Annotated in this window: 8 protein-coding genes; 3 read left to right on the top strand and 5 right to left on the bottom strand. The window is 72.2% G+C overall.

Features of this window, described 5'->3' with window-relative positions; translation table 11 throughout:
- Positions 1 to 114 precede the first annotated feature (114 nt).
- Positions 115 to 504 (bottom strand): tautomerase family protein, encoded by a 390-nt coding sequence (locus tag AB0J12_RS35815; RefSeq protein ID WP_363268873.1) that lies wholly within the window; start codon positions 502 to 504, stop codon positions 115 to 117.
- 150 nt (positions 505 to 654) lie between these two features.
- On the opposite strand from AB0J12_RS35815, the gene AB0J12_RS35810 reads away from it, so the two are divergent.
- Complete coding sequence (locus AB0J12_RS35810) at positions 655 to 1,251, top strand: dihydrofolate reductase family protein (RefSeq protein ID WP_363268872.1); 597 nt, start codon at positions 655 to 657, stop codon at positions 1,249 to 1,251.
- A gap of 48 nt (positions 1,252 to 1,299) precedes the next feature.
- A complete protein-coding gene (locus tag AB0J12_RS35805) occupies positions 1,300 to 2,100 on the top strand; it encodes a sugar phosphate isomerase/epimerase family protein (protein WP_363268871.1) in 801 nt (266 codons plus the stop codon).
- Between the two features lie 8 nt (positions 2,101 to 2,108).
- Here the strand turns inward: AB0J12_RS35805 and AB0J12_RS35800 are convergent, their stop codons facing one another.
- Positions 2,109 to 2,735, bottom strand: a complete 627-nt coding sequence (locus AB0J12_RS35800; protein WP_363268869.1) for a GNAT family protein — start codon at positions 2,733 to 2,735, stop codon at positions 2,109 to 2,111.
- Positions 2,736 to 3,000: 265 nt separating this feature from the next.
- On the opposite strand from AB0J12_RS35800, the gene AB0J12_RS35795 reads away from it, so the two are divergent.
- Complete coding sequence (locus AB0J12_RS35795; RefSeq protein ID WP_363268868.1) at positions 3,001 to 4,839, top strand: glycoside hydrolase family 3 protein; 1,839 nt, start codon at positions 3,001 to 3,003, stop codon at positions 4,837 to 4,839.
- 380 nt (positions 4,840 to 5,219) lie between these two features.
- Here the strand turns inward: AB0J12_RS35795 and AB0J12_RS35790 are convergent, their stop codons facing one another.
- The 3 genes from AB0J12_RS35790 to AB0J12_RS35780 all read right to left on the bottom strand — a co-directional run bounded on the left by AB0J12_RS35790 (position 5,220) and on the right by AB0J12_RS35780 (position 11,055).
- Entirely contained in the window at positions 5,220 to 6,632 is a 1,413-nt protein-coding gene (locus AB0J12_RS35790; protein ID WP_363268867.1) for a S28 family serine protease, read from the bottom strand.
- An 87-nt stretch (positions 6,633 to 6,719) separates the two neighbouring features.
- A complete protein-coding gene (locus AB0J12_RS35785) occupies positions 6,720 to 7,115 on the bottom strand; it encodes a hypothetical protein (RefSeq protein ID WP_363268866.1) in 396 nt (131 codons plus the stop codon).
- A 220-nt stretch (positions 7,116 to 7,335) separates the two neighbouring features.
- The gene (locus AB0J12_RS35780) at positions 7,336 to 11,055 is read right to left on the bottom strand and encodes an ABC transporter ATP-binding protein (RefSeq protein WP_363268865.1); all 3,720 of its coding nucleotides are present in this window, start codon (positions 11,053 to 11,055) and stop codon (positions 7,336 to 7,338) included.
- Positions 11,056 to 11,083: the final 28 nt, after the last annotated feature.

Genomic DNA, 11,083 nt, shown 5'->3' with positions numbered 1-11,083 from the left:
TCCGTCCTCGGTCCGGCCGCCCGTTTCCGACGAGGGGCGCCCTGTGCCGGTGCCGGCCGCTGCGGGCGGACACCCCCCACCCCGTCCCCTTCCCGTCGTACGCGGGTGCGGCGGTCAGTTTTCGGTGTCGTACTGGGCCTCGCCGTGGCCGAAGGACCAGTCCGGTGAGGCGTTCTCGTACAGCGTGATCACTACGTTGCGCGGCTCGACGCCGGCGCGCGCCTCGGCCGGCTCGGCTATGCGGCGGTACAGGGCCCGCTTCTGTGACGGGCTGCGGCCGGCCCGCAGGGTGACGGCGACGAGGACGACACCGTCGTCATGGGGGATGCCGAGGTGGTCGCCGTAGCGCAGGGTGCTGGTCGTGCCGTCGTGGGTGGTCAGGATCTGGAAGCGGTCCTCGGGCGGGATGCCCAGGGTGTCCATGAGCGCCTGGTGCACCGCGTCACCGAGCGTGTGCAGGCGGACCGTGTCCGGGCCCAGGGTGTCTATGCGGACCAGTGGCATGCGGGCTCCAGGGGTCGGGCGAGTAGCCGTACATACCAGTAGGTACAGTGACGTTGGGCGGAGTCTGTGTTTCGCGGCGTGCCAAATGGGCCACCTGCGGGCATAGCAGCCCGATACTGGGCGGGTCCGCACAAGGCAGGAATGAGTCCCATGCGTACCGTGGCCAGCGAGTTCATCAGTCTCGACGGTGTCGTACAGGCGCCCGGCGAGCCGGAGGAGGACGCCGACGGCGACTTCGCGCACGGCGGCTGGTCGCTTCCGTATGTCGATCCGGAGGTCGTCGGCGGCGCGTTCGAGGGGGCGCTCGCCAAGGCGGACGCGCTGCTGTGCGGGGAGCGGACCTGGCAGGCCATGGCCACGCTGTGGCCGGAGCGGGCCGGGGAGATCTTCGCCGACCGGATGAACACGGTCCGCACGTACCTCGTCTCCGGCACCCTGGACGAGTCCGACGTGCCCTGGGACAACATGCGGCTGATCCGGGCCGGTGAGGCGATGGAGCGGATCGAGGACCTGCGGGCCACGCCGGGGGGCGATCTGCTGATCGCGGGCAGCCCGCGTCTGGTGCGCTCGCTGCTGGCCGAGGGGATGCTCGACGAGCTGATGCTGATGCGGATGCCGGTGCTGCTCGGCGGCGGCATGTCGATCTTCCCGGCGGACGGAGTGCGGCGGCCGTTCCAGCTGGTCTCGACGGTGACCGCGAAGACGGGCGCCGAGGTGTGCGTCTACCGGGCGGTGGCGCAGGAGTAGCCGCGGTGCGCAGGTTTGAAGCGGCGGGCTGCGAGTAGGGTCCTGGACATGAAGCTGGCGTTCTCCACTCTCGGCGTTCCCGGTCTGCCCCTCCCCGACGTGCTGAGCCTGGCCGTCGCGCACGGCTATCACGGCGTGGAGCTGCGTGCCCATCCCGAGGAGCCGGTGCACCCGGGGCTCTCCCCGGCCGAACGGGCCGATACCGCTGCCGCTTTCAAGGCGGCCGGTGTGGAACTGCTCGGTGTCGCCGGGTACGCGCGCGTGGCCGCGCCGGGCGACGACGGGCCCGTACTGGACGAGATCCGCGCCCTGCTCCAGCTGGCCCACGACCTCGGCGCGCCCTTCGTCCGCGTCTTCCCCGGCGGCCGCCCGGAGCAGTCGCGCGAGGAGGCCGACGCGACGGCCGCACGGCGGCTCGGTACGGCCGCCGAGGACGCCTCCGCGCTCGGTGTGCGGGTGCTTCTGGAGACCCATGACTCGCACCGCACCGGCGCCGACGCGATCCGCGTGCTCGGCCCCGTCGGGCACGGCAGCGTGGGCGCGCTGTGGGACGTGATGCACACCTGGCTGGGCGGCGAGCAGCCGTCGCAGACGTACGCCGCGCTCGCCCCGCACCTGGGCTATGTCCAGGTCAAGGACATCGCCTCGGCCGACGACACGACCCCGGTGGCGCTGGGCGCCGGGGTGCTGCCGCTGGCCGAGGTCGTGGAGGAACTCTCCCGGCACGGCTGGGACGGCTGGCTGTGCTGGGAGTACGAGAAACGGTGGTACGAGTCGGCGGCGCCGCTGCCGGGGCTGCTGGACACCGGGCGGGAGCATCTGGCGCGGCTGCTCAACGAGTCGGCCTGAGCCCTCCGTCACCTCGCGGCGTAGCGCGCGACCCGCTCCTCCAGCCGCTTGCGGCACTCGGGCCACTCGGACGCCGTGATCGAGAAGATCGCCGAGTCGCGCAGGTCGTCCTCCTCTCCCGGCACCCAGGAGCGGGACCAGTTGCGCAGGATGCCCTCGAAACGGGCGCCGACGGACTCGATGGCGGCGCGGGAGCGGGCGTTGCGGGCGTCGGTCTTGAGGTCCACGCGGGCCACGCCCCACTCCTCGAAGGCGTGGCGGAGCAGCAGCAGCTTGGCCTCGGCGTTGACGCCGGTTCCCTGTGCGGAGGCCGCGAGCCAGGTGAAGCCGATCTCGATCGCGTCGAGCCGGTCCTCGGACCGCCAGCTGCGCGGGTCCCAGTACGACGTGGTGCCCACGACCCGTCCCGTCGCCCGGGACACCTGGGCGTAGGGGGCCAGGGTTCCGGCCGCCGCGCGGGCCAGCTGGGCGTCGAGGTACGCCGGGACCTCGTAGGTGCGCGGCACCCAGGTGAAGGCGTAGGTGTCCCGGTTCTCCTCGGCCGCCTCCGCAAGCCCGGCGGCGTGCCGGTGCTCCAGCGGCTCCAGGCGCACCAGTGCGCCCTCCAGAACAGGGCCCTTCAGCGTGAAGCCCACCCCGTGCCACCTCTCCTCGCGTGCACCGCTGCCGACGAGCGGAGAGTTTTCCGCAGCCGGACCCCGGTCGTCGACCGAAATAACACCCCCGTGCGTCAGCTGCTCGTCGTCGGACGGCTCGCCATCAGGGGCAGGGAGCAAGCCGGTTGACTCGATCCGCACCGGCTGCGTCGCCTGCGCATTGTCTTGACTGGCAGAAACTTCCCGGATATTGGTGACCTCTCGGAAGTTTCCTTCAGCGGTTCCCCCTCCGGAAGGAGCGCACGTGCACCACGCCAGCACGGACAGCACGGGAAACACCGCACGACCCGCCAGACGCACCGTCCTCGCCGCGACGGCCGGTCTGAGCGCCGCCCTCGCCGTCGGGCCCGCCACGACGGCCACAGCCGCCCCCAACGACGAGCGCACACTGCGCGACCTCATCTCCCGGATGTCCCTGGAGGAGAAGGTCGGCCAGCTCTTCGTCATGCGGGTCTACGGCCACTCGGCGACCGCCCCCGACCAGGCCGACATCGACGCCAACCTCGCCGAGATCGGGGTCCGCACGGCCGCCGAGCTGGTCGAGAAGTACCGCGTCGGCGGCATCATCTACTTCGTGTGGGCGCACAACACCCGCGACCCGCAGCAGATCGCCGGCCTGTCCAACGGCATCCAGCAGGCGTCCCTGAAGCTGCCGCGCGGACTGCCCCTGCTCCTCTCCACCGACCAGGAGCACGGCATCGTGTGCCGTGTCGGCAAGCCCGCCACGCTCTTCCCCGGCGCGATGGCGATAGGCGCCGGCGGCTCCCGCTCCGACGCGCGCACCCTCGGCCGGATCTCCGGCGCCGAACTGAGCGCGATCGGCATCCGGCAGGACTACTCCCCCGTCGCCGACGTGAACGTCAACCCGGCCAACCCGGTCATCGGCGTGCGTTCCTTCGGCGCGGACGCCGACGCGGTCGCCGCACTGGTCGCCGCCGAGGTCGGCGGGTACCGGCACGCGGGGGTCGCGGCGACCGCCAAGCACTTCCCCGGGCACGGCGACACCGCCGTCGACAGCCACTACGGCTTCCCGGTCATCACGCACAGCCGCGAGCAGTGGGAGACGCTGGACGCGGTGCCGTTCCGGGCGGCCATCAGGGCCGGCATCGACTCGATCATGACGGCGCACATCCAGTTCCCTGCGCTGGACCCCTCCGGCGACCCGGCGACCCTCTCCCGCCCGATCCTCACCGGCATCCTGCGCGAGGAGCTGGGCTACGACGGGGTCGTGGTCACCGACTCGCTCGGCATGGAGGGAGTGCGCAGCAAGTACGGCGACGACCGGGTGCCGGTGCTCGCGCTGAAGGCGGGCGTGGACCAGCTGCTCAACCCGCCCGACCTGGACGTGGCGTGGAACGCCGTCCTCACCGCCGTACGCACCGGGGAACTCACCGAGGAGCGGCTCGATCAGTCGATCCTGCGCATCCTGCGGCTCAAGGCGCGCCTCGGACTGTTCGACAAGCCGTACGTCAGCCACGCGGGCGTGGAGCGCACGGTGGGGACGCCCGCGCATCTCGCGGCGGCCGACCGGATCGCCGAGCGGACGACGACGCTGCTGGTCAACGAGGGCGGACTGCTGCCGCTGAACCGGCGCGAGCACAAGAAGCTGCTCGTGGTGGGCGCCGACCCGGCCTCCCCGTCGGGCACCACCGGCCCGCCCACCGGGGTCCTCGCCGCCGCCCTGACCGAGCTGGGCTTCACCGCGACCGCCCTGTCCACCGGTACGGCCCCCTCCACGGCGACGATCGACCGGGCCGTCGCCGCCGCGGCGGACGCGGACGCGGTCGTCGTCGGGACGTACAACGTCACCGCGGGCAGCAGCCAGCGCACGCTGGTGCGGCGGCTCCTCGCGACGGGCAGGCCGGTGGTGGCCGTCGCCGTGCGCAACCCCTACGACGTGGCCCAACTGCCCGACGTACGCGCCTGTCTGGCGTCCTATTCGTGGACCGACGTCGAACTGCGCGCCGCCGCCCGGGTGATCGCCGGGCAGGTGGATCCGCGCGGGAAGCTACCGGTGCCGGTGATGCGGGCGGACGATCCGGCGCAGGTGCTGTACCCCATCGGGCACGGCCTGGCGTACTGACGCCACGGCCCGCCCCGGGCGCACCACCCCGGACCGGCCGAAGCACCTCGCGCGTCTGGCGGGCACCCGCGGCCACGGGCCACGCCGGTCGCGGGGAGTGCGGGGGGCGGGGATGCGCGGGAGCCGGTGGGGTGCGCGCTGCCGGCGGCGGTGCCGGGTGGGAGCGGCGGCGCGGGCGGGCCGCGCCCTCGTCGGCGACTGCGTCCACGGCTCGGTGGACGGCGAGGCCCGCCAGACGGCCTGCGACGGCCGCGGCCCGCCGCGCGCCGCGGTACAGGGTGGTGCGGGCCGTGGCCGGCCGGTCGTTCTGCCCGGCGGCCACGGCCCTGTACGTGCGGCTCGGCGGGAGCAGCCGGTCGGCTGCGCCCGCCGGATGTGACCTACGGGCGCAGGGCGGGCTCGCGCTCGATGTCGCGCACGTCCAGCCGGCTGTCGAACTTCGCCAGCGGCTTGGCCTGCGCGGTGTCCTGGTGGACGCCGGCCCACTGCAGGATGCGGGCGGTGGCCAGGTCCTTCTGCGCGGGCAGCAGACCGGCCACGTTGGCGCCGTGGTTCAGGCCGGGCGCGGTGAAGACGTAGGAGTCCTTGGCGCCCTTGTCGACGCGGAAGCGCTCGCTGCCCCACGGGTCGTTCTGGCCGTACACGAAGAGCATGTGGCGGGCGTTGTGCCGCACCCAGGTGTCGACGTCGCGCATCGCCCACGGCTGGAAGCGCATCGGGATCTCGCGCGGGACGAAGTTGCGCGGCGGCTGGTAGCCGTAGCGGATGTACTGCTTCTCGATGTGCGGGAAGTGGATGGTGGGCGCGCCGAGCTGGGTGCCCGCCTGGTAGTAGTACGGCGTATAGGTCTCCAGGCCCTGGTCGGCGTAGGCGGAGAAGCCGGAGATCTCGTCGATCGAGTTCCAGATCTCGTCGTCGCTCGCCGTGGCGGCGTTCGCGGGGATCTTGTCGCAGTCGGCGAGCAGGCTGTACTGCCAGAAGCCCCACACGTAGTCGAGGACGACGGCCTCGTAGGCGCGGTCCAGGGAGCCGATGGTGGTGAAGGTGTAGCCGTTCTCGGAGGCGTACGCCGTGTACTTCCGCTCCAGCGGTTCGCGGCGCACCAGCGCCTCGCGCTGTACCGCGTTCAGCTTGTCGCGGCACTCCTTGGTCCCGACGGAGGCGAAGAAGCGGTCGTAGGCCGAATCCTCGTTGTTCACCACGTCGTTGGGGGCGACGTAGGCGACGACGCCGTCCATGTCCCGCGGGTAGAAGCGCTCGTAGTAGGTGGCGGTCATGCCGCCCTTGGAGCCGCCGGTGGCAAGCCAGTTCTTCGAGTAGAGCGGCTTCAGCGCCTCGAAGACGCGGTGCTGGTCGCCGGCGGCCTGCCAGATGTCGAGCTTGGACCAGTCGGCCGGGGCGGGGCGGGACGGGGTGAAGTAGCGGTACTCCATGGAGACCTGGTTGCCGTCGACGATCTGGGTGGGCTCGCGGCGGGACGGGGTCGTGGAGACGTTGTAGCCGCTGGTGTAGAAGACCGTCGGGCGGCTGACGTCCTTGTGCAGCACGGTGATGCGCTGCTGGAACGTGCCGGCCGAGGGGTGGCGGTGGTCGACCGGCTGCGTGAAGTTCAGAACGAAGTAGCGGTAGCCGGGATACGGCTTCTCCTGTATCAGGCTCATGCCCGGTATGGAGAGAAGCCGGTCCTTGATGTCCTGGCCGCCGGTGGCGTCGGCGGCGGTGGCCGCGCCCGCCGCGCTCAGCGTGCCTATGAGCACGGTGAACGCCAGCAGCCATCTGAGTGCCTTGCGCATGCACCCTCCTTGTGAGACAGATGTGCGCCGGAAGCTATCGGAGCAACATCGTTTCCACCAGGGGGAGTCAAAGAAAGGCAAAACGGTTCAGCAAAGAATCCAACCGGAGTTGACCGATCCGCCGCCCACCGTGCCGAGGACGCGTACGCAGCGGTGCCCGGCGTGCACGGTGACCGGTCCGGCCCGCTGGATGAACCGGCCCTGGTCCACCACGGGACGTCCGCCGCGCGCCTGCACGCTGACCGACATGGTCTGGCGGGGGCCGGGACGCCGGGGCACGGTGATCGCGCAGACGTAGCCGTCACTCCGGTAGACCTGCACGCTGCCGGTGGTAAAGGGCAGCGTCGCCACCCTGTGACCGCCGCACCGCGTGGGCGCCGCGGCGGCCTCGGCACTGCCCGGCGCGGCCAGCGCGAACAGCCCGGCCGCGGTCAGCACTCCCAGCCCGACCGCCGTCCGCCGCCGTATCCCACCCCAGTCCACAGTCGTCCCTCCTACGTCCGCGATTGCGCGTCCGCGCGTGCGGGTTCGCGATGGTGCGTCCGCGCGTCAAGAAGCGTACGAGTGTACGGACGCGGTACGTGTGTCGGATGGTTGCACGACCGTCAGGGAATCGGTGCGGGGGGGCGGGCTGATTGCGTTCGACCGCGGGTGGGTTGTGGCTGGGCGCGCAGTTCCCCGCGCCCCTTTCGGGGCGCGGAGGTCAGCGGGACGCGCCGACCGGCTCCTCCGGCTCGGCCTCGCCGACGAACGTGCGCCACAGACGGGCGTAGTGGCCGTCGCGGGCGAGGAGTTCCTCGTGGGTGCCGTCCTCGGCGACGCGGCCGTGGTCCACGACCACCACCCGGTCAGCGCGGGCGGCGGTGGTCAGCCGGTGCGCCACGACCAGGGTGGTGCGGCGGCCCGCCAGGCGGTCCGTGGCCTGGTTGACCTGGGCCTCGGTCGCCAGATCCAGTGCGGCCGTCGCCTCGTCGAGCAGCAGGATGTCCGGGTCGACCAGCTCGGCGCGGGCCAGCGCGATCAACTGCCGCTGCCCCGCGGACAGGTTGCGGCCGCGCTCGGCGACCTGGTGCAGATAACCGCCCTCCAGCGTGGCGATCATGTCGTGCGCGCCGACCGCGCGGGCCGCCGCCTCCACCTCCGCGTCGGTGGCGTCGGGCCGGCCGTAGGCGATGGCGTCGCGGATCGTGCCGGGGAAGAGGTACGCCTCCTGCGGCACCACACCCAGACGGTGGCGGTACGACGTGAGGTCCAGGTCGCGCAGATCCGTGCCGTCGACCGTCACCCGGCCACCGGTCGGGTCGTAGAACCGGGCCACCAGCTTGACGAGGGTGGACTTGCCGGCGCCGGTCTCGCCGACGAAGGCGACCGTCTGCCCGGCGGGGATGCGCAGGTCGATGCCGCCCAGGGCTTCCTCGTCGGCGCCGTAGGCGAAGTGCACCTTGTCGAAGGCGATCTCGCCGCGCAGGGACAGCACCTCCAGCGGCTCCCGCGCGGCCTTCGTGGACGTCGGCTCGCGCAGCAGCTCCTGGACGCGGCCCAGCGACACCGTGGCCTGCTGGTAGCCGTCGAAGACCTGGGAGAGCTGCTGCACCGGCGCGAAGAACAGGTCGATGTACAGCAGGTACGCCACCAACCCGCCGGTGGTGAGCGTCGCCGCCTCCACCCGGCCCGCGCCGACGATCAGCACCGCGGCCGCGGCGGCCGACGACAGGAACTGCACGAAGGGGAAGTAGATGGAGATCAGCCACTGGCCGCGGATGCGTGCCTGCCGGTAGCTGTCGCTGCGCTCGGCGAACCGCCGTCCGCCGTCGCGCTCACGCCGGAACGCCTGCACGATCCTGAGGCCCGACACGGACTCCTGCAGATCGGCGTTGACCGCCGACACCCGCTCCCGGGCCAGCTCGTACGCCTTCACGCTGGCCCTGCGGAAGAAGTAGGTGCCGACGATCAGCGGCGGCAGCGTGGCGAAGACGACGAGCGCGAGCTGGAGGTCGATCACCAGCAGGGCGGCCATGATGCCGAAGAACGTGACGACCGAGACGAAGGCGGTGACCAGGCCGGTCTGGAGGAAGGTGGAGAGGGCGTCGACGTCCGTCGTCATCCTCGTCATGATCCGGCCGGTCAGCTCCCGCTCGTAGTAGTCGAGGCCGAGCCGCTGGAGCTGGGAGAAGATCTTCAGGCGCAGCGAGTACAGGACCCGCTCGCCGGTACGGCCGGTCATCCGGGTCTCGCCGACCTGGGCCGCCCACTGCGCGGCCACCGCGAGCAGCGCCAGCAGCGACGCCGACCAGACGGCACCCAGTGCCATTCGGGTCACGCCGCTGTCGATGCCGTGCCGGATCAGCACCGGCAGCAGCAGGCCCACCCCGGCGTCCACGGCGACCAGGGCGAGGCTGACCAGCAGGGGCAGCCCGAAGCCGCGCAGGAGGCGGCGCAGGCCGTAGGAATCCTCCGCGCGGACCGCGGCCGCCTCGTCGACGCCGGGGGTGTCGGTGGCCGGGGGCAGCGCCTCGACCTGGGCCAGCAGCTCCGGCGTGGCCGGGGTGCCGTGCAGCGCCGCGTCCCGGGGCTCGCGCTCGCCCGCCCACAGCCGGGGCGTGATGCCGCGCTCGGCGTCGAACTCGGCGTCCAGTTCCGCACGCAGCGAGGTGTCCTCGGCGGGCGCGGCAGGCTGGGTGTGGCCCGGGGAGACCCCGCCGAGCTCGTCGGGGTCGGTGAGCAGCCGCCGGTACAGGGCGCAGCGTTCCTGCAGCTCGTCGTGGGTGCCGAGGTCGGCGAGCCGGCCGTCGTCGAGGACGGCGATGCGGTCGGCGAGGTTGAGGGTGGAGCGGCGGTGCGCGATCAGCAGGGTGGTGCGACCCTGCATGACCTCCTTGAGCGCCTCGTGGATCTCGTGCTCCACGCGGGCGTCGACGGCGGAGGTCGCGTCGTCCAGGACGAGCAGGCGGGGGTCGGTGAGGAGGGCGCGGGCGAGCGCGATGCGCTGGCGCTGGCCGCCGGAGAGGGTCAGGCCGTGCTCGCCGACCGTGGTGGCGTAGCCGTCGGGAAGGTCCCGGATGAAACGGTCCGCCTGGGCGGCGCGCGCGGCGGCCTCGATCTCCTCGTCACTCGCGTCGGGGCGGCCGTAGGCGATGTTGTTGCGGACGGTGTCGGAGAAGAGGAAGGAGTCCTCGGGGACCAGGCCGATCGCGGCGCGCAGCGACTGAAGGGTCAGCTCGCGCACGTCGTGGCCGCCGACCAGGACGGCGCCGTGGGAGACGTCGTAGAAGCGCGGCAGGAGCAGGGAGAGGGTGGACTTGCCGGAGCCGGAGGAGCCGACGACGGCGAGGGTCTCGCCCGGCCGGATCTCGAAGCTGAGCCCCCGCAGCACCGGGCGCTCGTGGTCGTATCCGAAGGACACGTCGTCGAACTCGACCGTCGCCGGTGCGTCGGCGGGCAGCGTCTTGGTGCCGTCCTTCAGGGTCGGCTCGGTGTCGATCAGCTCCAGGACGCGTTCGGTGCCGGCGCGGGCCTGCTGGCCGACGGTGAGGACCATCGCGAGCATGCGGACCGGGCCGACGAGCTGGGCGAGGTAGGTGGAGAAGGCGACGAAGGTGCCGAGCGTGATGTGCCCGCGCACGGCGAGCCAGCCGCCGAGCGCCAGCATCGCGACCTGGCCGAGCGCCGGGACGGCCTGCAGGGCGGGGGTGTACCTGCTGTTCAGGCGGATCGTGCGCAGGCGTCCCGCGTACAGCCTGCGGCCGACCTCGCGCAGCTTGCCGGTCTCCTGCTCCTCCTGCCCGAAGCCCTTCACCACGCGTACGCCGCTGACCGCGCCGTCGACCACGCCCGCGACGGCGGCCGCCTGGGCCTGCGCGTACCAGGTGGCCGGGTGCAGCTTGGTGCGGCTGCGCCGGGCGATGTACCAGAGCGCGGGCGCCACGGCCAGCGCGACCAGGGTCAGCGGCAGGGAGAGCGAGGCCATGATCCCCAGGGAGATCAGGAACAGCAGGATGTTGCCGATGGTCATCGGCAGCATGAACAGCAGGCCCTGGATCAGCTGCAGGTCACTGGTGGCCCGCCCGACGACCTGCCCGGTGGACAGCTCGTCCTGCCGCCGGCCGTCCAGCCGGGTGATCGTGCCGAACATCTCCGTGCGCAGGTCGTGCTGGACGTCGAGGGCGAGCCGGCCGCCGTAGTAGCGGCGGATGTAGGTGAGGACGTACACGAGCAGGGCGGCGACGATCAGCGCGCCGGCCCACGGGGCCATACGGCGGCTGTGGTCGCCGATCACGTCGTCGATGATCACCTTGGTGACCAGCGGGACGACGGCCATGACGGCCATGCCGCCGAGGGAGGAGCCGAGGGCGAGGAGGACGTCCTTCGGATACCGCCAGGCATAACCCCACAGTCGCCGAGCCCATCCCCGTTGCGGTGTCACTCCGTGCCTCCCAGTGGTCCTGCTCTAC

The sequence above is a fragment of the Streptomyces sp. NPDC049915 genome (assembly GCF_040656475.1).
Lineage (GTDB): Bacteria > Actinomycetota > Actinomycetes > Streptomycetales > Streptomycetaceae > Streptomyces.
The sequence above is the reverse complement of the archived record's forward strand: the minus strand, read 5'-3'. Positions and strand labels throughout refer to the sequence as shown.

Bases quoted from the DNA above. Each gene is read 5' to 3' on its own strand.
- AB0J12_RS35815 (WP_363268873.1), bottom strand. From the start codon at position 504: ATGCCACTGGTCCGCATAGACACCCTGGGCCCGGACACGGTCCGCCTG.
- AB0J12_RS35810 (WP_363268872.1), top strand. From the start codon at position 655: ATGCGTACCGTGGCCAGCGAGTTCATCAGTCTCGACGGTGTCGTACAG.
- AB0J12_RS35805 (WP_363268871.1), top strand. From the start codon at position 1,300: ATGAAGCTGGCGTTCTCCACTCTCGGCGTTCCCGGTCTGCCCCTCCCC.
- AB0J12_RS35790 (WP_363268867.1), bottom strand. From the start codon at position 6,632: ATGCGCAAGGCACTCAGATGGCTGCTGGCGTTCACCGTGCTCATAGGC.